This window comes from Pseudomonas veronii (assembly GCF_002028325.1).
GTDB classification, from domain to species: domain Bacteria; phylum Pseudomonadota; class Gammaproteobacteria; order Pseudomonadales; family Pseudomonadaceae; genus Aquipseudomonas; species Aquipseudomonas veronii.
In genome coordinates this window covers 3,645,871-3,668,583 of sequence record NZ_CP018420.1, presented here as the reverse complement: position 1 = coordinate 3,668,583, position 22,713 = coordinate 3,645,871, and the positions used below count along the sequence as shown (strand labels likewise).

Below are 22,713 nucleotides of genomic sequence, written 5' to 3'. Positions count from 1 at the left end.
GCGTGACGCACTTCATTTTGAGCGGTCTTATCCATCGAGCATTAAAGCTTGTGACTAGAGAGTGTTGTGATGAAGTTGAACAATCTAACTAAGGCGGCACTGATTGTCGCGTTGTTATCGTCCCTGTCGGGCTGCTGGATATTCATGCCGCCGGGTGGTGGTGGTGGTGGTGGTGGTGGTGGTGGTGGTGGTGGTGGTGGTGGCCACGGTCAGGGCGGTGGCCATGGCGGTCCGGGCGGTCCCGGTCTGCGTTAAGTAACGGCTTATTGGGGCAAGCCACGCTATTCATCTTGATGAGGCGTGGCTTGCCTTTTTTTGCCTGGCTTAAATCACAGGCAAAGAAAAGCCCGCGATGGGGAGAGCGGGCTAAAAGGTGTTTCTCTAGGAGCTGAAACAACACTAGGCGTTCACCTGTGAAAGCTTTGTGAAAGGCTTGAGCCAATGTGTCGATGGCCAGTTTGCTGGTGCTGTCGCTGTACCCGAGGCTGTTTTCGCGTTGAGTGCCGGGGCTGCGCTGACGTCAAACGGGCGAGATGGTCGCCAGCAGACCGATGCCAATGGTTAGCACCAAAAAGCCAAACAGGAAAATTGCCATCTTGGTCATAAGGCCTCCGAAGGGAAGGGGGCGGCAGGAACATTCCTGTCGCGCTCGACAAGGGTGTCGGGAGTGGCCCTATTGTCCGCCTCGATGACATTTCGATACAGGCGCAGATAGTAAAGAAAAAACCGTATCAGATGCGCGCGCAACGCTTTGGCCCGGGGGGTTGGAGAGGGCTGGGTTTATCAAGATCAGCAGGTGAACCATGTCTTGAGGGTACGGCGCGCCACCTGAGACAGCCGCAGCATTTCCCCCTAAGATGGCGCCCACAGCCTCAACAATAAGAGAGGGCCGACCCTCGATGGAAAGACGTCAATTCAGCGGTGGCATGAAAGGCAAGAACCTGCGCTACCTCAATGAAACACCCGGCCAGCCAGCGTCAGCCACCCGCGTTGGCTTCCTGCTGCTCGAACACTTCTCCCTGCCGGCCTTCACCCAGACCCTCGACACCTTCGTCACCGCCAACCTGTTGCGCCCCGAGTTGTTCGCATCGCGCACGTTCGGCTGGGGCGACGGCGAAGTCATCAGCGACCTGGGCCTGGTGATCCGCCCGGATGCACGCCTCGACGTGGCGGCCCTGCAAACGCTGGAGTTGTTGGTGATCTGCGGCGGCTTTCGCACCGAACTCAAGGCCAGCGACGACTTCATCCACCTGCTGCGCAACGCCGCCGAGCAGGGCGTCAGCCTGGCCGGCTTGTGGAACGGCGCCTGGTTCCTCGGCCGCGCCGGCCTGTTGCAGGGCTACCGCTGCGCCATCCACCCCGAACATCGCCCGGCACTGGCGGAAGTGTCCAAGGCGGCCCACGTCACCAGCGAACCGTATGTCATCGACCGCGACCGCCTGACCGCCTCGAGTCCGTCCGGCGCTTTCCACATGGCGCTGGATTGGATCAAGGGCCTGCACGACAAGGCCTTGGTCGAAGGTATCGAAGATATCCTGGCCTTTGAGGAGTCCCGCTACCGGCGCATCAAACCGACGGAAAACATCTGCGTCAGCGCGCCGTTACGCGAGGTGGTGAAACTGATGGACGCCAACCTCGAAGAACCCTTGGAGCTCGACCAGCTCGCCGTCTACGCCGGCCGCTCCCGCCGCCAGCTCGAACGGCTGTTCAAGGAACAACTGGGCACCACGCCGCAGCGCTATTACATGGAACTGCGGGTGACCGAGGCGCGCCGGCTGTTGCAACACACTGAGTTGTCGCAGGTGGAGGTGCTGGTGGCGTGCGGGTTTGTTTCGCCGAGTCATTTCAGCAAGTGTTATAGCTCGTATTTCGGCTACAGGCCGTCGAAGGAAAAGAGGTTGGTCAAGTAGCGTGGAGGTTGTTGGATTTTTCGTGTGACGAGTCATGATCACGGAGTGCTGATTCTCATCATACGTTTCAGAACCGCGCCAACCGATACCCCTCCAACTCCGGCAAACCCGACAGCCGCGGCCGCGTCGAAGCCAGTTGCGCGATGAGCTCCGCAGTCACCGCCGCCTGCGTCAACCCCAGATGCTGATGCCCGAACGCAAGCAACACCTTGCCGTCGGCGACCCGATCGATGATCGGCAGCGAGTCCGGCAGGGAGGGCCGGAAGCCCATCCATGGCGTCGCGTCCTGTGCATTGAGGTCTTGCCGGAACAGCCCTTTGCTCAGGCGATGCAGCTGCCAGGCGCGTTGCATATTCGCCGGGCGCTCCAGGCCGGCGAATTCCACGGTACCGGCCAGGCGCAGGCCGCCGCGCATGGGCGTCATAATGAACTTGCGCTCCAGGGAGGTGACGGCGAAGGGCAGGCGTTCATGTTCGTGGGGCAGCATCAGGTGGTAGCCGCGTTCGGTGTCGAGGGGGACGTGCTTGCCGGTCAAGGCGGCGGTGAGTTTCGCCGAGTGGGCTCCGCAGGCGATCAGCACCTGGCGTGCGGCCAATGGGCCTTGATCGGTGGTCAGCGTGACGCCCTGGGCGTCGACTTGCCCACCCAGCACCTGGCGGGTGAGAAATTGCACGCCGTTGGCTGTGGCGGCGTTCACCAGTTCGCACACCACTTGATAGGGGTCGAGAAAGTGCCCGGTGCCCGCAAAGAACAGCCCGCCCTGGATGTGCTCGCTCAACTGCGGCGCGGCCTTGCGAATGGTGTCAGCCGACCAGAACGCCACCGGCACGCCTTGCTGCGCCATGCGTTGCTGCAGCGCGTCGATGGCCCCTCGCGAATCCGCACGCTCGAACACCAGCAACGAGCCGTCTTCGCGCAGCAGCTCCGGCCGGTCGATGCCTTGCAGCAGGCGCTGCCATGCGCCCAGGCTGCCTTCGTTCAGTGCGCGAATGCCGGCGACCGTGCGCCGGTAGCTGGCCGGGCGCAGGTTGAGCAGCAAACGCGCAAACCAGGGCAGGGCGCGGGGCAGGTATTTCCAGTCCAGGCGCAGCGGGCCCATGGGGTCCATCAGCATCGTGGGCAAGCGCTTGAGGATCGACAGGTCGGCGATGGGGAACACTTGTTCGCTCGCCAGATGGCCGGCGTTGCCATAGGAGGCGCCCATGCCGGGGGGCTGCGCGTCGATGACGACGACCTGGCGCCCTTGACGTGCCAACTGCAAGGCGCAGGCGACGCCGATGATGCCCGCGCCGACCACGGCGATGTCGGCGCTAGGGGTTTCAAGCGACATTCTGTTCAGCCGACCAGTTCGCGTACCACTGGCGGAACAGTGTGTACTGGCTTTCGGCATAACGACGCTGGGCCGCGCTGAGCTGGTCGCTTTCGTTGAAGTGCAGGGCGTAGCCGTGGTCGCCATTGAGCACCATCAGGTGCTTGTAATACAGCACCAGATCGCAGCCTTCGTCGAAGGACGACAGCACCGCCAGCGCGGCCTCCAGCTCAAGGGCCTGGCGACGTGCCTTGGCATCGCCCTTGGCGGCTTGCTTGCTTAGCGCCACCAGTTGCAGCACTTCCCGAGGTAGGGCGTTGCCGACGCCGGTGATAGCGCCGGTGGCGTTGCAGTTGACGAAGCCGTGTACCACCTGGGTATCGACGCCGACCATCAAACTCACGTTATCGTCCTGGGAGGTGATGTGTTCGGCGGCGTAGCGCAGGTCGGCGGCGCCGCCGAACTCTTTGAAGCCGATCAGGTTCGGGTGCTCGCGGCGCAGCTCGAAAAACAGCTCGGCGCGGGTGGCGAAGCCGTAGTAGGGGCTGTTGTAGATCACCGCCGGCAGGTGAGGCGCAGCGTCGAGGATCGCGCCGAAGTGGGCCTTTTGCGCGGTGGCCGAAGCGCCACGGGACAGCACGCGGGGAATCACCATCAACCCCTGGGCGCCGACCTTGGCTGCATGCGCCGCGTGGGACACTGCTTCACGGCTGTTGACCGCGCCGGTGCCGACGATGGTCGGCACGCCGGCGGCGGCCAGGCGCGCCACGCCCTCCTGGCGCTGGGCTTCGGTGAGCAACGGCCAATCGCCCATGGAGCCGCAATACACCACGGCGCTCATGCCGATATCGATCAATTCGCGGCCCTTGGCGACGAGGGCGTCGAAGTCCGGCTTGCGCGCGGCGGTACACGGGGTCATCAGTGCGGGAATGCAGCCGGTGAAGATGGTGTCGCTCATGGGGCTAACTCCTTGGAATATTCAGTCAAACCATGCAGGGCTCAGATGCCCCAGGCGAAAGGGTCCTGCGCATCGATCAGCAGGGTGCTGTCGGCGGTCATGTAGGCGCGACCGGTGATGTACGGGCGCACGCGTTCGCCGTCCCATTCATAGCGGCCTTCGAACTGGCTGCCGGTGATGCTGGCTTGTACCCAGGTTTCACCCGGCGCGAGTTTGTCATCGGCGGCCAGGCAGGCGAGCTTGGCGCTGGTGCCGGTGCCGCAGGGCGAGCGGTCGTAGGCTTTGCCCGGGCACATGACAAAGTTGCGGCTATCGGCATGGGCATCATCGGCGAACAACTCGATATGATCGATCAGTGCGCCGTCTTCGCCATAGATGCCTTGGCGTTCGAGGGCCTTGAGCATCGCCCAGGTGTAGTCGGTCAGGGCGTCGACGTTATCCATCTGCAGCGCCTGGCCGTGCTCCGACACCAGGAAGAACCAGTTGCCGCCCCAGGCGATATCGCCATGGACCACGCCATGGCCGGGTACTTCCACCGCTACCCGTTGGCGAAAACGGTAGGCGGGCACGTTGCGCAGGGTCACGGCGCCGTCTGCATGCAGTGTGGCCGCCACCGGCCCGACGGGCGTGTCGACGGTGTGTACGCCCGGCTCGATGCGTCCCAGATAGTGCAGCGAGGCAACCAGGCCGATCGTGCCGTGGCCGCACATGCCGAGGTAGCCGGCGTTGTTGAAGAAGATCACGCCGCAGGTGGCGCCCGGTGTGACCGGCGCGCAATACAAGGCGCCCACCAGCACATCGTTGCCCCGCGGTTCCAGCAGGCAGGCGCGGCGCCATGCGTCGTGGTGGGTGCGCAGGTTGTCGAGTTGCGCGGCGATGCTGTTGCCGGCCAGTGCGGGGAATCCGTCCATCACCAGGCGCGTGGGTTCGCCGCCGGTGTGAGAGTCGATGACGTGCAGTCGTTTCATGACACGCTCCGTTCAGGGGTGAGCCTGGCCGATGGGATAGGCATGCAGTGGCCATATCGTGAACGCGTCAGCGCTGCGACGATTGATGTTTTGCGCCGGGCTGGATGACGAATTCAGCACAGTTTTCTACGCTCGACAGCATCCCGTGCATGGGGCAATCTGCTGGACGTCGAGGCGCAAAGAGGGGGGCGGAGTGATGTTGCAGAGTGCGTTTGCAGCCCTGTGCCAAGGGCGCGAGGCGAATCGCCCGCAGAGCATCGAGCAGTTATTGGCCGGCGTCATGCAACTGCTGCCGATGCTCGACGTGATCCCCAATGCCGCGATTTTCATCAAGGATCTCGACGCCCGCTATGTGCTCGCCAACCGCACCCTGGTGCAGCGTTGCGGGCTCAAGCAACTGCAACCGTTGCTCGGCAAAACCAGCGCCGAGGTGTTCCCCGCGCAATTGGGGCCGGGTTATACCGAGCAGGACCGGCGCGTGCTGGAGCAGGGGTTTGTATTGGAGGATCAGCTCGAGTTGCATCTCTATGGCAGCCGCGAACCGGGCTGGTGCCTGACCCACAAGTGGCCGCTGTACAACCACGTCGGGCAGATCATCGGCCTGGCCGGCATTTCCGTCGACCTGCAATCGGCCAGCGAAACCCACCCCGCCTACCAACGCCTGGCCGCCGTGGACGCGCACATTCGCACGCACTTCAATCGGCGTGTGACCTTGGGCGAACTGACGCGTATCGCCGGGATCTCGGTGGCGCAGCTGGAGCGCTACTGCAAGCGCGTGTTCCACCTGACGCCGCGGCAGATGATCCAGAAAGTGCGCCTGGAGCACGCCCATCGCTTGCTGCACAGCGACCTGCCGATCACCGACGTCGCGCTGCAGTGCGGTTACACCGACCACAGTGCGTTCAGCCGCCAGTTCAAGGCATCGACGGGATTTACCCCGAGGCAGTACCGCCAGTTGGGCTAACCGCCGGCATTGCGATGCAACGAATAGCCCCGCTCGCCGCTCCTATGCTTACGAGTAACCTTTTCACGACGACAGGTAATGGGCTTATGACGGCGGCTGACAACGATCATGTGAACTGGCTGGTGCAACAGTCGATGCTGCACGCGGCGCGCCAGCGCGCCAAGCTCTATTCGGGGCAAGGGCGCCTGTGGCAACAGCCGTATGCACATACCCGGCCGCGTGATGCTTCGGCCTTGTCGTCGGTGTGGTTCACCGCGTATCCGGCGTCGATTGTCACCCGTGAAAACGGCACGGTGTTCGAAGCGCTGGGCGATGAGGCGCTGTGGCATGCCTTGTCGAAGATTGGTATCCAGGGTATTCACAATGGTCCGCTGAAAAAGTCCGGCGGCTTGGCCGGGACGGAACACACGCCGACCATCGATGGCAATTTCGATCGCATCAGCTTCGACATCGACCCGCAGTTGGGCACCGAGGCGCAGTTGCAGGCGCTGACACGCATGGCGGCGGCTCACAATGCGGTGATCATCGACGATGTGATCCCCTCGCACACCGGCAAGGGCGCGGATTTCCGCCTGGCCGAGATGGCCTACGAGGACTACCCGGGGCTCTACCACATGGTGGAAATCCGCGAGGAAGACTGGCCGTTGCTGCCGGAGGTCGCCGACGGGCGCGATGCCCAGAACCTCAGCCCGCTGCAGGTGGACGCGCTGCGCGATAAACACTACATCGTCGGCCAGTTGCAGCGGGTGATTTTCTTCGAGCCTGGCGTGAAGGAAACCGACTGGAGCACCACGCCGGTGGTCATCGGCGTCGATGGCAAGCCGCGGCGCTGGGTCTACCTGCATTACTTCAAGGAGGGCCAGCCGTCGCTTAACTGGCTCGATCCATCCTTCGCCGCGCAGCAGATGATCATTGGCGATGCGCTGCACGCGATCGATGTGATGGGCGCGAAGATCCTGCGCCTGGATGCCAACGGTTTCCTCGGTGTGGAGCGCAAGCTCGACGGCACGGCCTGGTCGGAAAGCCATCCGCTGTCGATCACCGGTAATCAATTGCTTGGCGGCGCGATTCGCAAGGCTGGCGGTTTCAGCTTCCAGGAACTGAACCTGACGCTGGACGACATCGCGTCGATGTCCCACGGCGGTGCTGATCTCTCCTACGACTTCATCACGCGTCCGGCCTATCAGCATGCGTTGCTGATGGGTGACACCGAGTTCCTGCGCCTGATGCTGCGCCAGATGCACAACCTCGGCATCGACCCCGGCTCGCTGATCCATGCCTTGCAAAACCACGACGAACTGACCCTGGAACTCGTGCATTTCTGGACCCTGCATGCCCATGACAGTTTCCTCTACCAGGGTCAGACATTTCCCGGCAACATCCTGCGCGAGCATATCCGCGAGCAGATGTACGAGCGCCTGGCCGGCGAACATGCGCCGTACAACCTCAAGTTCGTCACCAATGGCGTGTCCTGCACCACCGCCAGCATCATCACGGCGGCCCTCGGCATTCGTGACCTTGCGACGATCACGCCGGCCGATGTCGAGCAGATTCGCCAGATCCATTTGCTCCTGGTGATGTACAACGCCATGCAGCCCGGCGTGTTCGCCTTGTCCGGCTGGGACCTGGTCGGGGCATTGCCGTTGGCGGCGGATGACGTCGCGCACCTGATGACTGATGGCGATACCCGCTGGATACACCGCGGCGCCTACGACCTGGTGGACCTGAACCCGCAGGCCGAGCTTTCGGCGGGGCAGATGCCGCGTTCGAAAACCCTGTACGGCAGCCTCAACCGCCAATTGCAGGATCCGGACTCGTTCGCCTCCCAGTTGCAGAAAATCCTCGCCGTGCGCCGTGCCTATGACATCGCGGCCAGTCGCCAGATCCTGGTACCGGACGTCGAATATCCTGGCTTGTTGGTCATGGTCCACGAACTGCCGGCCGGTAAAGGCACGCAAATCACCGCGTTGAACTTCGGCAGCACGCCGATCACCGAAACCCTGCACCTGCCCAATATCGCGCCGGGGCCGGTGGTGGACATCATCAATGAACGGGTCGAGGGCGATCTGACGGCCGAAGGGGCGTTCACCATTACCCTGGACGCATATGAAGGGTTGGCGCTGCGGGTGGTCAGCAGTTCGCCGATGCTTTAGCGCAGATCAAGTGATGACCGGCACCGAGCCGCCAAACTGGTTGGGTGCAGGTTGGCACACGGGTTGAGGGCAACCCGACACGACGCTCATCCAGCCATAAAGGAAACCCGACCATGTTGTTTGATGCATATGCTGAAGAGTCGCTGAACGGTATCGGACCTGTCGTCCAGGATATCGAGCAAGTCGCCAAGTACACTGAAGGCCTGCGAACGCGTCTTTCTGAACTCTTCACATCTACGCACAGCCGTTTTGGCGTGAGCTTTACCGTTCCGCCAGAGGGTTACTTCCAGCTTGAAGGCCATTTCGGCCTGATCAGAGCGAATCTGCTTTATGCCAATGAGGGCAGCGGCACCTTTGGTCGCGTGGTGCTTCGCAAGCACACGCTGGACGAGCAGGGGAGAGAGGCGTGGCCAGAAATCTGGGCGTTCCGCATTCTGAAAGATGGCGATGTCTGGGTGAGTGACAAAGGCCCGGTGCTCTACAACGAGTGGAATACGCCAAGCGAACACAAGTTCCTCGCTGCTCGGCGTCTCGTTGAATCAATCGTGCTGTCTGCGATGAAGCCACGCTAGACCGCGCAGGTAGTCAGCAAGCAACCCCTGCGGGAGGCGATTGAACGCGTTTACCGCTGCGGGTTGCGTCTCGCAAGCGCCACGGCCGCAGTGATGGCAGCGCGCGCTTGTGGGCTGTTCTTCCAGCACGTCGAGCCCAATGCCGCAGAGGCTTGGGCGAGGATGTCCCCCACGTTGGATTGGCTGAGTGTGTCCAGCGATTCAATGCCCATCTGTTCAAGCCGGGTAATCACCGTGGGGCCTACCCCCTTGAGTGCGAGCAACGCTGTTCTTTCTTCCAATGAGAATGGCATCGGTGAATTCCTTTTTCCAAGAGTCGCGGGAGTGTGCCGGATACTGGAGAGTGCCTCAATAGGTCGTTGTTGATTGGGTATATCGAACTTCCCGGCTATCGACCACAGCGCCACGCGGGACTCCTGTTTTTGTGCGCTGAAGAGCCATATAAAGAACGTTACATTTTTGACTGTTAAATCACTCACCATTAAAAAATAAAATAGCTGACTTTGGAGTTAATTCGAAAAAACAGGATCATATTTGAAGTAGGGAAATAAATTCCCTCTTAGAAAGGTGAGCCAATTGGAATATACGTATAAAAACCAGTTTCACGAAAAAGCCAATGTAAAAGCGGTTCTCGTGGGCGACAATAAAGTCATTAGTCCATCCGAGTATATTGAGATCTTCTTAATAACCAGAGGCTATGACACGAGCCCGGAAAATAGACTCCGAGTCGCGGAAAGCCTGGCCCACGTGCCCGCGCGCGAACGCCATTCCGCCTCTGAGCTGGACCACTGGCTTGATTGTCACTTCAAAAGCTGAGGGGCTCCGTCGCGGCACATTCAACGCAAGAGTGATAATCAAAGACAATGCCAGGTACTTATGCAGGCAGATTACGAGATACATTATATAAAGAGCGACCACAAGAAGGTCCGACGCGTCAGAGTCCAACAGATGATGGATCTTGATGCGTGGAAATTCGCAATTATTGCCGAAGGCGGCAGCCGTGAAGAGACTTCGCCGTTAGTTTGTTTGGCGCAGGTCAAAACACTTGCCGCTAAATACGATGTAAGTTCAGTCAGGTGGAACAAGGCGATCCATGTCAACAACTTGGATACCGGCGTATCGAATAGGCGGATGGCGTTGGAGGATACCGGAGACCGTAACTTAGAGCAGGCTCAACCTCGGGATGACGTGACACCCGATCAATCTGGCTGACAGCACGCAATCGAGTGTTGTTCGACTCGAAAAAGGCCTGGACGTGTTCCAGGCCTTTTCATCGAGCAGCGCCGCTTCAGCAGTTGGCGCTCCTTGGGCTTGGCTTGGTTTTGTCGGCGCATAAAAAACCCCGCACTGGGCGGGGTTAGTCTGCATCACCGATGCAGAGGGCGGGAAATAGTGCTGGGAACTTCCCCCAGCTTGCCCCAGTGGGGCGTTTTAACAAGCCTGCCATCAGGCAGGCTTTGTCGGGACTCTGTTAGCCGTTGGAGCAACCGTTAGCCATGACACTGTATTGCATGACATGTTCGTGACCTTGGTGGTCCAGGTAGGTCATCTGGACAGGGACTACGGCACAGACATTGTCAGGGATGGAGTCCATGTGAACCACTTTGGCGATGTCGAGGTGCGAGCTGTAGCTGTATTGCTCAACGGCAGGCTCATCGGCAAACGCCATCTGGCTACCCAGCATTACAAAAGAAGCAGCAATCAACATTTTAAACAGTTTCATTTTTTCAGTGTCCCAACGATGCAAACGATTTACGTCTTCAGTCGGATTGGCTATGGCCGAAGGCTCTACGAGGCGCGGGTGGGTGGTTTGCTTGGACCCTATGGATTCGCGCTTCGTCGCTTTGTTTGGAAGCTGGGTTTAGTTTATGCCTATGGCGATTTTGATAAATCCCAAAGACTGGAAAGCATTGTTGTTGAAAAAGTAATAATTCACTCCGGCGCCTGGTAGCCACCCCAGCCAATACACTCGGTTCTGCTCCTGTCGATGACGCGAACTTGCGCTTGTTTAGTGCCGTGAGAAAGCATGGGGTTGGGGGTAGTACGAATCTCAAAACCGAGCGTCTCAGCAGTAAGTGACGGTGGTTTGAATTAATACTATTGGCATGCTATTTCAATATTTAAGCGTTCTGGTTAAAGCACTCATGAATAAAAATAATTGAGAGTGTTTCGCAGACTTAAGTTTGTTTCGGTACGTTGCTTTTGCACTATCCCTGTCGGCGGATCGTGTTGCCGGCGTCGCGCCAGGTTAATGATCAAGGTCGGGGCGGTGCCAGGGATCTACATGCGTCATAAGATTCAAAACACGATGAATCTGCATCACATTTTCCCTTGCGCAAACTGCAATGGCATGACCTTCCTCAACGGTAATTGAGGCATCCACTTCGATATGAGCGTCGACAATGATCATGTCCCCCATTTTTCGAGTGCGTAGATCATGTACACCTTTAATGCCGGGGGTATTTTTAAGCGTATTGCGGATAGTTTCGACTTCCTGCTCATCAGCCGATCGGTCCATCAGGTCGTGCAATGAATCCCAAGTGAAACTCCAACCCATCTTGGCGATCATGCCTCCAACAACCAGCGCAGCAATCGGGTCAAGAATCGGGTAGCCCGCCAGATTGCCCACAATACCTATGCCGACAACCAAGGAGGAGGCGGCGTCGGACCTTGCGTGCCAGGCATTGGCAACCAACAGACTAGACTTAACTTTTTTGGCCACCCGCAGCATAAAGCGAAACAGCAGCTCCTTGGCCACCAGCGCTGCGATGGCAACCCATAAGGCCGCAATGTGTACCGTTGGAATCGATTCAGGGGTTTCAAGCTTGAACACTGCAGAACCGATCATGCCCACGCCCACGATCAACAACAGTATGCCCAATACCATGGATGCGGCGGTCTCGAAACGCAGATGCCCATAGGGGTGACCTTCGTCGGCGTCCTCCTTGCTTTTGTGGCTGGCGAACAGCACTACGAAATCGGCGATCAAGTCTGATAGCGAGTGAATACCATCGGCTACAAGCCCCTGGGATTTTGACATCACGCCTACGACAATCTGTGTGCACGACAGCGCGATATTGACGATGACGCTCATCCAAGTGCATCGCGAGGCTGCCGCCGCGCGGGCGACTTGACTATATTCCTCGTCTTCAGATTGTTCAGAGATCTGTTGATGATTCATGTGTATTTCTCTAATTGAAATTGATACTCGTCTCGCGCGGCAAGACGCGCCACTACTTAGTACTGGTTGCGCTTTTTATCGGGGTTGGAGGGTAAGGCGTCTGCCTTAATTAAAGCAAGGTGCGATGAGTTATAAAAGTGCCTATTTATCGGTATTTAGGTCTGATTGTAATGATGTAAATGCTAATACTTCGCGTAACTAAGTTTTCCACCTTGCTGCAGGGTTTGTAAGTCAAATAGGGATGACTCTCAACTTCACTAAAGAACAGGTGGGCCGGTGCGGTGGGGTGGGTTTTATCTCTCGAGCCGAAGCGGTCAGGCGCAAGAAAAATGCACGGAAGAATAATGTGATTGTCGTGGGGTGTTTGTTTGTAATAGATGTATTGGGCGGTAAGTTCAGAACCTTGCGCTACAAAGTCCCAGGACGAACTGGTTAGCGGCGATTTTTTAGGGGGGAGGAGGATCGCGGGTCTGAGTTTTGCCTCGGTGTGCCTGCGTAGCGTAAGCAGCATGGTAGTAGATTCGGCAGGAAGCCGGGGGAGAGGGGGAATTGCGGGGAGCAAAGCGCCTCGGTCATCCTCCGGTGATTGGTGACGGTAAGATTTGCATCGTCATTTCGTAACGAGACGATGGGCAAAATATGTCACGCACCTCAATCGAGTACTAAGCCTGCGCTTGCTTTACCGGTTAGAGCTGACAGCGTTTTTGATATCAAGGATGGATATGCTGACGCGGTGGCTATATCTGCTGGCTGTTTCTGTACTGTCACTGTTGTCGATGGTATGCAACGGTCAGGTTCGAGACGTCGTGATGGATCTCGGCGCACCAGATGCAGCGCGGCCAATACGCGTGGCTATCTGGTATCCCGAAGGCGTATGTTCCCCAGAAACGTCGGGGCTGTGCCTTGATGAGTCAGCGGTTGCTCACAAGGTCATCGTCGTTTCACATGGCAGTATGGGTGCGTCAGACGATTACGCCTGGATCGGTGACGGCTTGGCAGCCAAGGGATATATCGTCATAGGTCTCAATCATTTCGGTGAGTCCCGGGTCTACGGGGAGCAGACACAGACCTTCCGAGCGACCGGTATGGTGTGGGAGCGGGCCCTGGATGTGTCGCGCGTATTGGATGCGCTGAAAAAGCTGAGCCCCTTTCAAAAACAAGTCTCCTGGGACGATGCCATCGTCATTGGCCACTCCGCCGGTGGCCAGACGGCTGCATTGCTGGTGGGAGCACGCTTTGACCTTCAGGCGTTCGCGCAGTATTGCGGTACCGGGCAAGCAGAGGGCGACCGTTCGTGTTCTTACGCCCACGACATCAAGCGCGCGCCAAGTTCATTTATCTCATTGTTCAACGGTAACTATCGCGACTCCAGGGTCAGGAAAATCGTTCTGCTGGACCCCGCCCTAGGGCCAGCATTACTTGAGCAATCCATGGCGGGCTCGAGAGTTCCAGCGCTGGTGGTGGGGGCTCTCCACGATGATTTTTTGCTTTGGAACAGTCAGGGTGCCCGTTATGCGGCCGCGATTCCTTACGTAAAAACATTGTTGTTGGAAGGCGGCGAGGGGCACTTTGTTTTTCTCTCCGTTTGCCATCATGACGCCAAGGTCAATGACGTTCCGCTCTGTGTGGACAAGGCCGGTGTGGATCGCCAAGCGGTGCATGAGCGCTTGTTGTCCACGCTCGTTGCGTTCATTGCGCCTGATGACGAAATCCCGCTATCCGGACAACCGACAACGCCCGCGACTGCCAATGCCAAGGTTGCGCAACTGACTGTGATGGAAATCCTCAGCTACACGCCGCGATGGGTCTTCGGTCTGTTTTTTGTGCTCTGCGCGTTGGGGCTGATGCAAACACGCACACGACGGGTGCGATTCAGCCTCGCCTTGCTGTTGCCCATTGGCATGCTCATGTTGTCCCTGTTGGGAGTTTTTCAGTACACCCGGTATTGGATCGCCGCAATTGGGTGTTGGCTCGTGGGGCTTGTCGCCGTCTGCATGATCGCTTCGCGGATAATGGATGGCGGTTTCGTGAAGTGGGATGACAGTTCGGCTCGACTGATAGTGCGAGGGAGCTGGGTGCCGCTGTTGGTAATCCTGGGGATTTTCATCACGCGCTATCTGTTAGGCGTGGCCCGTGCGCTGCAGTTCCAACCACTCGATCAATGGCCGCTGCAGATGTTGGTGGCCGGCGGGTTGGGAGCTTGGAGTGGCTATTTCGCGTGCCGGGCCCGACGGTGCTGGCAAGCATCTCGTTCGTAGCCTTGCGCGTGAGGGTTGAGAGCATTCTGCTCGGCGACTTCTTGTTTTAAATTGAAATCATCGGCGTCAACATCAAGATACTTTTCAGCCGCTCAGGAGTCGCTTCTAACTTGTTAGCGGGGAGCTCTTGACCCAGTACAATTGTCAATGCGTTGAGCCAGTCTCTTGAGTTTTGAGAGGCGCATTGGTCTGTTGGTAAATGCTCATCAGCTACATCCCATTTCTGTACAGGCCAATCCACCAGGGACGCTAGGAGACCATCTCTCAGAAGCTGAAACTGCTCGTAAGAGTCGTTTGGTGTCTGATTGAGTGCAGCTTTCAACTTCGCGAGGCGATGTGGCATTACCGTTCCTTGGCATTTCAGATAGGCACAACGCTACTACGCTGAGAGCATTGTCGGTTACTGGCATTCCGTCCACGCTGGATGCCTGGCCAGGCGCGGGGTACAGTCGACACTTTCCTGGGGAGGACCACAATGAAAGCTTGGCTGACGGTTTTGTCTGCGCTAATTCTCGCGGGCTGTGCGGACAGTGGGCCGATGAAGGTCGGGCCTGATACGTACACGATTTCAACCCGGGTACCTTTTGGCGGACCTGCGTCCGCGAAGGGGCAGGCGCTCAAAGAGGCGAACACATTCTGCGAGTCCCAAGGCCGAGAAATCCTGCTTGATCACATGCAGGCCAGTGAATGTGCATTACACGGCGGTTGCGGTGAGGCCGAGATTTACTTCTTCTGTCTGGCCAAGGGTGATCCGCAGTTGACGCGCCAAAAATACAGCCCCGATCCCACGCAGAAGATTGAAATCAATCAGCGCTGATCAGCCACGGCTTTTTGGTCCGGCAGCATACTTCGGGCTACAGTCTCGCCAAACCAACGAGGGAACGACATACGGATATTGATAACGGTGTGTCGGGCATCGTTCATGTGCTGTGTGGAAGATTGCGCTGGATGCTCAGCCCCTAGGCCTGCGGCCTCAAGAACGCCACTGCATCTGGTAACCCGGTACCGCTCTGCTACGGCAAGCGGTGGGTAGGCGGGGCATTATGCCTTCGCCAGCGTGACCAAGCGTCTAGGCCATCAATGCGCTCAAGCACGCCGACCGGAGAGCGGAGTTGCGAGTCGATGCGTCAATGAGGGGGTTGTGTTTGGTCGGCAGGACGCAGGGAGAGGGGAGTTGCGGAGCAAGGCCTAAAATTGCGGAGCGCAAACATTAAGGGCCTGCACGAAGTTCATCATGCACGCCCTTGATATTCATGGTACCCGAAGCCGGAATCGAACCGTCACGCCCTTACGGGCGGGGGATTTTAAGTTCGCATGAGGGCACGCGTCGGACGTGAACCTTTAAGCCCGGCGCCATCCGTAATTAACGGCGGAAGCGGAATTTTTGCCAGCCATACTTGAACCTGAAAGTTCCGGTATCTCCTCGTAGAACGTAGAGGCTGACCCTGTAAAAAGCAGTAAAACGAGAGAATCCAAGGTGTCTGATTTTTCTGTAGACCCAAACCCATCCGTGGCGATTGGTAGTTTTGGCGGGTCTCAACACAATTAACACGCTCCTTCTGCTATGCGTAATTTGGCGCAGATGATAGCGATGTGCCCCATCTAGAGGCTGTCAAATAATAACGGTGCGGGAACTCGTTGTCGCAATAGCTGTATTGCCAATATTCATCTTGGTACTGCACCGCGTGCCCACGTAAACCAAACTGCTTTTCACCTCTAATCTCCGCCGTTGTGCGGGTTTTTTCGTAGGGAGAAAAGTATGACTGCAACCGGAACAGACCGGGATATCTTGGCGCGCCCCCCTTTGGCGTGAGGCCCGTGGTGCAGGTCTGGACGGACAGATCGCCGTGGCCTGGACCATCCGTCACCGAGTGCTCAACGAATTCTCGCCATCACCGGTGACGGCGCTCAAGGATTGATCGCGCTGCGGGCGAGCCAGGCGTATGTGAGGAGTGTTTCAAAATAGGCGTTGGTGTTCGGTCGGCAGGACGCCGGGGAATGGAGAGTTGCGGAACAGGTCTGAAAATTGCGGAGCAAAAAAGATAAGGGCTCGCATGAAGTTCATCATGCAAGCCCTTGATATCTATGGTGCCCGAAGCCGGAATCGAACCGGCACGCCCTTACGAGCGGGGGATTTTAAGTCCCATGCGTCTACCAGTTTCGCCATTCGGGCGGCAGCGCGGTGCAGCAGGGTTGGGAATATATAGATCCGGGCGTCAGGGCGCAAGGTCGGAGGTTGCCTTTCTTGCACAAACACCGGGATGAAAAAGCTCGATAGATCAGTGATCTACATCGGCTTTTGAGCACAAGCCGAAGATTCCCAGGGCCGGCGAATACGCCTCATAAATGACAGGTGCGGCAATACGCCGTCACGCTGCTTCAGAGTGGACGACTCAGCAGTGGCGGCCTTGGGCATAAGCCGCTGCGACATGTGGTTCGCAACGGCGCTGGATGCAGGTGTAAGGTAGGCCGTGCAACGCTTGGAAATCTCAGGAAAAGCGAGGTGACTATGAGCGCTCCAACACTCAAGAAGCTGCATCTGAATGGGTATGACATCGTGCAGGTCAATTTCGGGCCGTGGCGGGTGTGTACGGCTCAGGACCGGTTGGCGTCCTTCGATTCCCGCGAGCAGGCGCTGGCCTATGCGGCCACGCTGTCGGTGCGCAAGGCGCGTGGCAGGCCGGGGTCCAATGATGACTGAGTGATTGATTCAGCAGAACCAAGCCCCGGCGCAACCGGGGCTTCTGCTGTTTGGGACTACACGAAGGGCTGACCACTGAAGCCGCGTGGCAGGCGCTGCAACCCTGGCAGGTCGGTCAAGTGTTGCGCCCAGGCGCTGCGCCAGTCGCTGGAGGTGTGGGTCTTGGCTGCGCGCGAAGCTCGGCGGGCGGCGTTGCGCTGGGTGCGGCGCGCTTCCTTGTAGGCCTCGGTGTTGCGGCAGGTTCGGCATTTGACGCGGTTCAGCTCGGTGCTGGAGGGGAGGCTGCCGCCGTGATGGCCGCAGGCTAAGTGCCCGGCGACCTTGAAGTGAATGACCATGTAAGCGTCTCCTTCTTGGGTGTACGCGCATCTGCAGATCCACAATGCACGCGGGGAGGGCGGGCTGCGATTGATCCCGACACCTACAATTACGACCCCGCGCTGGTCGCAGCGTTCGGTTTACGGGCCTGGCCCTTCTCAACAGCAAGGCTCGACGTTACTCTGCCTCAAGTCCAGTCATAAAAAGGAGTGAGTGATGAGCGTCGAAAACCTGCCACGTGAAGGCAGTTGCCGTTGTAACCGCGTGCGCTTCAGTGTGAGCCAGCCCCCCGTGATCACCATGGCTTGCCATTGCACCGGTTGTCAGAAGATGACCGCCAGCGCGTTCTCCCTCAGTGCGCTGATTCCCGCCAGCGCGTTCACCGTGACCCAGGGTTGCCCGGTGATCGGCGGCATGCATGGCGTGGACCGCCATTACTTTTGCCCCCATTGCATGAGCTGGCTGTTTACACGGCCCCATGGCATCGATGAGTTCGTCAATGTGCGTGCGACGATGCTGGAGAATGCCGAGGATTATCCGCCGTTCATGGAAACCTGGACCAGCGAGAAATTGCCTTGGGCCACGACGCCGGCGGTCGAGCATTTTGCACAATTGCCCGGGCCGGAGGATTTTCCGCGTTTGTTGCAGGCTTACGCCGAGTTCAGCGCCCGCTGAGTTCAGTCGATCAGCGCGAGCAGGTCGGTATCGCCCACATCGTGTCCGGCCTGGGTCAGCAGTGTTGTCAGCTGGCCCCGGTGGTGGGTCTGATGATTGAAAAAATGCACCAGCAGGCCGAAGAACGGCTTGTCTGCCGCGACCCCGCGCATGTTGTGGTAATGCAGGCGCAGGTCGAGGTCAGGCTCGCGCAGGCTTTGCGCCCAGTCGATGATCAGTCGATCCAGCCAGGCGCGGTGGGTGGCCAGTTCGTGCAGGTCGGCGAAGGCCAGTTGCTTGAGATCGGTGGGGGCGGCAATGCCGCTTAACGGTGCCAGCGCCGCATGGCTGGCGGGGTGCTGGGCAAAGCGTTTGAGCCACACGGTGTCGCCCAGTGTCAGGTGGTTCAGCGTGCCGAGGATCGAGCCGAAAAATGCGCGGCGGTCCATCCGTAGTTCGGCGTCCGTCAGCTTCGCGGCCGCGTCGTAGACTTTACGGTTCATCCACTGGTTGTAGGTCGCCATCAGGGCGATCTGTTCGATACGGTTCACGGGCTTTCTCTCTGTCTGGGCGGCGCGATGGCGCCATCATAAGGCGTGCTCACCCCGCGGTCATCGGGTTCCGCCAGAGGACGCCATCCCTGCGAAGGCGTGACGCCTAGAAACGCAACGTGGCGCCGGTGGTCAACCATTGCGCGCGTTCAGCGACCAGGCTGCGCCCAACCACCACGTCGACGTCGATCAACGGCCCAAGGTGGAACCGCGGCCCCGCTTGCCAGGCCTGCTCAGCGTCTTTTTGGCCGTAGCGCTCGACAATCAGCGTCAACGAGTGCGCTACCCGATATTCGGCGCCGGCGCCCCATGTTAGACGCTGGTTTTGCTCACCGTCGTCATACGCGTGGGTCCAGCCGACATTCAGGTTCAGTCGCAGGGGCTCCAGCGGTTGCCACGTCAACGGCACGTTGAAGTCCGCGCCATCAAACGCATGTCGCCGGTCCAGGGCAACGTGGGCGCTGGCGGACACGGCTATCTCCAGGCACAGGTCCTGACGTGACATTACCTGCGCCTTCACTTGCGGGCTCACTTGCGTCTCGCGGTTGGCCCGTGACAATGCCGCGCCCCATTGCACGGCGGGCAGGGCCTCGAAGGTGCAGGCAGGCGACAGTGTCTCATTGTGCGTGCCGCCGTCGTGTCGGTGGGCGCTGTACCAGGCGTCGACGTTGCATTCGCCGGGCGCATTGATCGCGCCGTCGTCGACTGCATAAGCGCCCCCTGCCGCGAAGGCCTTCGAGAATAGGCTGATGAGCAGGATGACGCTGAGTGTGAGCCCGATAAACATCAGGTTGCGCCGTAACGCCCGCCGTTTGGCTGGCGGTAACAACAAGAGGGTATGGCGAGCGCCTCGATAGCGGGTAACCCTGTCCGAGGGTTGGCGGTGTTTTTTGTACATGTTGTGCCTCGCTTGAATTCAGCTTTCTACGGTTAGCACCGAAATGCCGCTGGCTTTGGCCTGACAGACCAGCTCTGACGTGTCATCGCCACCGGGCAGGGCGATGACCACATCAGGGCGGCTGTCGGTCAGCATGAAATGGTTGCGCTGGCGTTCCGCCTGCTTGCCATGGCGTTGCCAATTGGGCGGATAACGCACCACGTCGATGCCGATTTCCCGCGCCCACTCCTCAATCTCGCTGCCGAGGAACTGGTTGCCGCCGTGGATCAATACCTGCACCGGGCGCAGGCGGTGGTAAGCGTCCAGCACGTGGCGGGAACGTTGGGTGTCGGCGTAATGACGACCTGCACAGATCAACACGCGCATGCTTGAAATCCTTGTAATGCACGGTGGCAGCCGAGCGACCGCCACCGTCTGAACGGCGGGAGTGATCAGTACCACTGCTTGAAGCGGCGGATGTAGATCGTCTTCATCAGTTGAGCCACGCAGCAGTAGCTGAGCAAGGTGCCTGCCAGCCATGGGAAGTACGCCAGCGGCAGCGGTTGCAGACCCACCAGGGTGCCGAGCGGCGAGAACGGCACATAGATCCCCAGGGCGATCACCACACCGGTCATCAGCAACACCGGCCATGCCGCGGTGCTCTGGAAGAACGGGATCTTGCGGGTGCGCAGCATATGCACCACCAGGGTTTGCGAGAGCAGGCCCTCGATGAACCAGCCGGACTGGAACAGGGTCTGCATCTCCACGCTGTTGGCGGCGAACACGTACCACATCAGCGCAAAGGTGGTGATGTCGAAGATCGACGAGGTTGGCCCGATCCACAGCATGAAGCGGCCGATGTTCTTCGCGTCCCACTTGCGTGGCTTGGCCAGGTATTCCTTGTCCATCTTGTCCCACGGCAAGGCCAGTTGGGAGATGTCGTACATCAGGTTCTGCAGCAGCAGGTGGATCGCCAGCATCGGCATGAACGGAATGAACGCACTGGCCACCAGCACCGAGAACACGTTGCCGAAGTTGGAGCTGGCGGTCATGTTCAGGTACTTCATGATATTGCCGAAGGTTTCGCGGCCCTTGAGCACGCCTTCTTCCAGCACCATCAGGCTCTTTTCCAGCAGGATGATGTCGGCCGATTCCTTGGCGATGTCGGTGCCGCTGTCCACCGAGATCCCCACGTCGGCATCGCGCAGCGCCGGCGCATCGTTGATACCGTCACCGAGGAAACCGACAGTGTGGCCGTTGGCTTGCAGGGCCTTGAGCACCCGCGACTTCTGCAGCGGTGTCAGCTTGGCGAACACCGTGCGCTCTTCCACGCGGCGCTGCAGGGTTGCATCGTCCATTGCTTCGATGTCCACGCCGAGCAGCGGCTGGCCTGGGTCGAGGCCGACCTGGCGGCAGATCTTGCTGGTGACCACGGCGTTGTCGCCGGTCAGCACTTTTACCGCTACGCCGATCTGTTGCAGCGCCGCAATCGCCGGGCCTGCGGTTTCCTTCGGTGGATCAAGGAAGGTCAGGAACCCCTGGATCACCAGGTTGCGCTCATCGGCGGTGGTGTACTGCCGGCGCGCCAACGCGTTCGGGATATTGCGGGTGGCCACCACCAACACGCGAAAGCCGTCTTCGTTGTAGTCATTGGCAATCGCCAGCAACGCCTCGCGACGCCGCTGATCCAGCGGCACCGCGGCGCCGGCTTCGATCACGTGGGTGGCAATGCTCAGCATCTCTTCCACGGCACCCTTGCACACCAGCAGATGGTCGCCGGCGGCGTCCTTGACCACAATCGACAGGCGACGGCGTACAAAGTCGAACGGCAATTCATCGACCTTGCTGTAGGCAAACGGCGCCTGGAACTTGGGGTTTTGTGCCGAGAACTGCACCACGGCCTGGTCCATCAGATTCTTCATGCCGCTTTGGTGATAGCTGTTGAGCCAGGCCAGCGACAGCACCGCGTCGTCACGCTGGCCAAAGGCGTTGACGTGGTGCTCGAGGATGATCTTGTCCTGGGTCAGGGTGCCGGTCTTGTCGGTACACAGCACGTCCATCGAGCCGAAGTTCTGGATCGCGTTGAGGCGCTTGACCACCACTTTGCGCTTGGCCATGGCGGTGGCGCCCTTGGCCAGGTTGGCGCTGACAATCATCGGCAGCATTTCCGGGGTCAGGCCGACGGCGACCGCCAGGGCAAACAGGAAGGCATCGCCCCAGTCACCCTTGGAGAAGCCGTTGAGGAAGAACACGATCGGCACCATCACCAGCATGAAGCGGATCAGCAGCCAGCTGACGCTGTTCACGCCGCGATCAAACGCGGTCTGCGCCCGGGAGCCGACAATCGCCTTGGCCAGCGAGCCGAAGTAGGTGCGCGGTCCGGTGGCCACCACCACGGCTTTGGCGCGGCCGCTGACCACGTTGGTGCCCATGAAGCAGATGTTCGGCAGGTCGAGCAAGTTGCCCTGGTCGGCGGCAAGGGTACTGGCGGACTTTTGCGTCACGTCCCCCAGCGTGTCGTATTTTTCCACGGGCAAGGCTTCGCCGGTCAGCACCGCCTGGCTGATGAACAGGTCACGCGATTCGATCAGGCGGATGTCGGCCGGGATCATGTCGCCGGCCGATAGCTGCACGATATCGCCGGCCACCAGTTCGCGCATCGGCACTTCGCGCAGGGTTGGCTGGGCGCCGACCTGTTCGCGGCGTAGTACGGTGGCGGTGGTGCGGACCATGGCTTTGAGCGTTTCGGCGGATTTGGCCGAACGGTGCTCCTGCCAGAACCGCAGCAGGCTGCTGAGCAGGACCATGGTCATGATGATGATGACTTTGGTCAGGTCGACTTCTTCACCGGCCTGCAACGGCAACCAGTAATCGGTGACGAAGCTGATCGCGCCCAGCGTCAGCAGCACATAGATAAACGGATTGTTCAGCGCCTGCAGGAACTGGATGAATGCGTGAGGCGGCTTGTCATGGGCGACTTCGTTATGGCCTTGCTGTTGCAGGCGTGCAGTGGCATCCAACTCGGTCAGGCCATCCAGAGTGGCTCGCACATTGGCCAGGGTGGCCGACAGGCCGTTATGGGCTTCGCGGGCGGCCCGCATTGATAGCCGAGCGTCGGCGTCGGTGCGGTTTTTGTTGGGCTGTGGCGGTTTTTTTACGGCGCTCATGGTGTGTACTCCTGTCGCCAGTTCTCGACAAAACATACCCGGTACTGACCTGATGACAGGCGAGCGAAAGCATGCCGAGCCGCGGACTTCGCGATCGGTTCAAATAAGGTGTTGAATAACTTTCAATGGGCCCGCTAAGTGCGCGTTAGTTACTGCGCGCGCAGCGGGCTAC

General features: G+C 59.3%; 23 protein-coding genes, 1 tRNA gene and 1 pseudogene. 12 read left to right on the top strand and 13 right to left on the bottom strand.

The annotated features are described in order from the left end of the window. Positions 1–103 precede the first annotated feature (103 nt). Both PverR02_RS32415 and PverR02_RS16625 read left to right on the top strand, forming a co-directional pair. Positions 104–259, top strand: coding sequence for a hypothetical protein (locus PverR02_RS32415; RefSeq protein ID WP_193791659.1), 156 nt, complete (start codon positions 104–106; stop codon positions 257–259). A 667-nt stretch (positions 260–926) separates the two neighbouring features. Beyond that, positions 927–1,910: a GlxA family transcriptional regulator gene (locus tag PverR02_RS16625; protein WP_079443908.1), complete on the top strand. Its 984-nt coding sequence runs from the start codon at positions 927–929 to the stop codon at positions 1,908–1,910. A gap of 67 nt (positions 1,911–1,977) precedes the next feature. On the opposite strand, the gene PverR02_RS16620 is transcribed toward PverR02_RS16625, so the two are convergent. The 3 genes from PverR02_RS16620 to PverR02_RS16610 are packed head-to-tail and all read right to left on the bottom strand — an operon-like array spanning position 1,978 to position 5,145. Further along, complete coding sequence (locus PverR02_RS16620) at positions 1,978–3,240, bottom strand: NAD(P)/FAD-dependent oxidoreductase (protein WP_079443907.1); 1,263 nt, start codon at positions 3,238–3,240, stop codon at positions 1,978–1,980. Then, positions 3,230–4,177, bottom strand: a complete 948-nt coding sequence (locus PverR02_RS16615) for a dihydrodipicolinate synthase family protein (protein ID WP_079443906.1) — start codon at positions 4,175–4,177, stop codon at positions 3,230–3,232. Before PverR02_RS16615 ends, PverR02_RS16620 begins: the two co-directional genes overlap by 11 nt. 41 nt (positions 4,178–4,218) lie before the next feature. Continuing rightward, positions 4,219–5,145, bottom strand: a complete 927-nt coding sequence (locus tag PverR02_RS16610; protein WP_017846347.1) for a 4-hydroxyproline epimerase — start codon at positions 5,143–5,145, stop codon at positions 4,219–4,221. A gap of 196 nt (positions 5,146–5,341) precedes the next feature. Here PverR02_RS16610 and PverR02_RS16605 point away from each other — a divergent pair, with 196 nt between their 5' ends. The 3 genes from PverR02_RS16605 to PverR02_RS16595 all read left to right on the top strand — a co-directional run bounded on the left by PverR02_RS16605 (position 5,342) and on the right by PverR02_RS16595 (position 8,834). Further along, positions 5,342–6,109 carry an AraC family transcriptional regulator gene (locus PverR02_RS16605; protein ID WP_057004189.1) on the top strand — a complete coding sequence of 256 codons (768 nt, stop codon included), beginning with the start codon at positions 5,342–5,344 and terminating at the stop codon, positions 6,107–6,109. An 86-nt stretch (positions 6,110–6,195) separates the two neighbouring features. Further along, the gene (treS, locus tag PverR02_RS16600; protein WP_079443905.1) at positions 6,196–8,262 is read left to right on the top strand and encodes a maltose alpha-D-glucosyltransferase; all 2,067 of its coding nucleotides are present in this window, start codon (positions 6,196–6,198) and stop codon (positions 8,260–8,262) included. A 113-nt stretch (positions 8,263–8,375) separates the two neighbouring features. After that, a complete protein-coding gene (locus PverR02_RS16595; RefSeq protein ID WP_046383568.1) occupies positions 8,376–8,834 on the top strand; it encodes a hypothetical protein in 459 nt (152 codons plus the stop codon). A gap of 50 nt (positions 8,835–8,884) precedes the next feature. Here the strand turns inward: PverR02_RS16595 and PverR02_RS16590 are convergent, their stop codons facing one another. Then, on the bottom strand, positions 8,885–9,127 hold the full coding sequence (locus PverR02_RS16590; RefSeq protein WP_046383567.1) for a Pathogenicity locus: 243 nt from the start codon (positions 9,125–9,127) through the stop codon (positions 8,885–8,887). 655 nt (positions 9,128–9,782) lie between these two features. On the opposite strand from PverR02_RS16590, the gene PverR02_RS16580 reads away from it, so the two are divergent. Continuing rightward, positions 9,783–10,046: a hypothetical protein gene (locus tag PverR02_RS16580; RefSeq protein ID WP_152032019.1), complete on the top strand. Its 264-nt coding sequence runs from the start codon at positions 9,783–9,785 to the stop codon at positions 10,044–10,046. Between the two features lie 259 nt (positions 10,047–10,305). On the opposite strand, the gene PverR02_RS16575 is transcribed toward PverR02_RS16580, so the two are convergent. Next, positions 10,306–10,542 carry a DUF2790 domain-containing protein gene (locus PverR02_RS16575; protein WP_227778900.1) on the bottom strand — a complete coding sequence of 79 codons (237 nt, stop codon included), beginning with the start codon at positions 10,540–10,542 and terminating at the stop codon, positions 10,306–10,308. 33 nt (positions 10,543–10,575) lie between these two features. On the opposite strand from PverR02_RS16575, the gene PverR02_RS31875 reads away from it, so the two are divergent. Continuing rightward, the gene (locus tag PverR02_RS31875; protein WP_152032018.1) at positions 10,576–10,785 is read left to right on the top strand and encodes a hypothetical protein; all 210 of its coding nucleotides are present in this window, start codon (positions 10,576–10,578) and stop codon (positions 10,783–10,785) included. A gap of 297 nt (positions 10,786–11,082) precedes the next feature. Here PverR02_RS31875 and PverR02_RS16570 read toward each other — a convergent pair whose 3' ends face one another. Then, entirely contained in the window at positions 11,083–12,015 is a 933-nt protein-coding gene (locus PverR02_RS16570; RefSeq protein WP_017846339.1) for a cation diffusion facilitator family transporter, read from the bottom strand. 716 nt (positions 12,016–12,731) lie between these two features. On the opposite strand from PverR02_RS16570, the gene PverR02_RS16565 reads away from it, so the two are divergent. Then, on the top strand, positions 12,732–14,273 hold the full coding sequence (locus PverR02_RS16565; RefSeq protein WP_108524191.1) for a DUF6622 family protein: 1,542 nt from the start codon (positions 12,732–12,734) through the stop codon (positions 14,271–14,273). Positions 14,274–14,319: 46 nt separating this feature from the next. Here PverR02_RS16565 and PverR02_RS16560 read toward each other — a convergent pair whose 3' ends face one another. After that, positions 14,320–14,616, bottom strand: a complete 297-nt coding sequence (locus PverR02_RS16560; protein WP_046383561.1) for a hypothetical protein — start codon at positions 14,614–14,616, stop codon at positions 14,320–14,322. Between the two features lie 132 nt (positions 14,617–14,748). On the opposite strand from PverR02_RS16560, the gene PverR02_RS16555 reads away from it, so the two are divergent. After that, positions 14,749–15,090 carry a hypothetical protein gene (locus PverR02_RS16555; protein ID WP_046385301.1) on the top strand — a complete coding sequence of 114 codons (342 nt, stop codon included), beginning with the start codon at positions 14,749–14,751 and terminating at the stop codon, positions 15,088–15,090. A 942-nt stretch (positions 15,091–16,032) separates the two neighbouring features. Beyond that, a pseudogene (locus PverR02_RS32665) lies at positions 16,033–16,153 on the top strand (cell wall hydrolase); the annotation flags it as partial. 206 nt (positions 16,154–16,359) lie between these two features. On the opposite strand, the gene PverR02_RS16545 reads toward PverR02_RS32665, so the two are convergent. Further along, positions 16,360–16,446: transfer RNA gene (locus PverR02_RS16545), tRNA-Leu, on the bottom strand. A gap of 336 nt (positions 16,447–16,782) precedes the next feature. Between PverR02_RS16545 and PverR02_RS16540 the strand changes: the two genes are divergently transcribed. Continuing rightward, positions 16,783–16,974 carry a DUF2188 domain-containing protein gene (locus tag PverR02_RS16540; protein WP_079443901.1) on the top strand — a complete coding sequence of 64 codons (192 nt, stop codon included), beginning with the start codon at positions 16,783–16,785 and terminating at the stop codon, positions 16,972–16,974. 56 nt (positions 16,975–17,030) lie between these two features. On the opposite strand, the gene PverR02_RS16535 is transcribed toward PverR02_RS16540, so the two are convergent. Then, the gene (locus PverR02_RS16535) at positions 17,031–17,312 is read right to left on the bottom strand and encodes a hypothetical protein (protein WP_017846337.1); all 282 of its coding nucleotides are present in this window, start codon (positions 17,310–17,312) and stop codon (positions 17,031–17,033) included. Positions 17,313–17,508: 196 nt separating this feature from the next. Between PverR02_RS16535 and PverR02_RS16530 the strand changes: the two genes are divergently transcribed. Continuing rightward, complete coding sequence (locus tag PverR02_RS16530) at positions 17,509–17,967, top strand: GFA family protein (RefSeq protein WP_017846336.1); 459 nt, start codon at positions 17,509–17,511, stop codon at positions 17,965–17,967. Positions 17,968–17,969: 2 nt separating this feature from the next. On the opposite strand, the gene PverR02_RS16525 is transcribed toward PverR02_RS16530, so the two are convergent. The 4 genes from PverR02_RS16525 to mgtA all read right to left on the bottom strand — a co-directional run bounded on the left by PverR02_RS16525 (position 17,970) and on the right by mgtA (position 22,541). Further along, positions 17,970–18,497, bottom strand: a complete 528-nt coding sequence (locus tag PverR02_RS16525; RefSeq protein WP_017846335.1) for a DinB family protein — start codon at positions 18,495–18,497, stop codon at positions 17,970–17,972. Between the two features lie 106 nt (positions 18,498–18,603). After that, positions 18,604–19,395, bottom strand: a complete 792-nt coding sequence (locus PverR02_RS16520; protein WP_079443900.1) for a hypothetical protein — start codon at positions 19,393–19,395, stop codon at positions 18,604–18,606. 18 nt (positions 19,396–19,413) lie between these two features. Further along, on the bottom strand, positions 19,414–19,761 hold the full coding sequence (locus PverR02_RS16515; protein ID WP_046383555.1) for a DUF2493 domain-containing protein: 348 nt from the start codon (positions 19,759–19,761) through the stop codon (positions 19,414–19,416). 65 nt (positions 19,762–19,826) lie between these two features. Continuing rightward, complete coding sequence (mgtA, locus tag PverR02_RS16510; RefSeq protein ID WP_079443899.1) at positions 19,827–22,541, bottom strand: magnesium-translocating P-type ATPase; 2,715 nt, start codon at positions 22,539–22,541, stop codon at positions 19,827–19,829. Between the last annotated feature and the right edge of the window lie 172 nt (positions 22,542–22,713).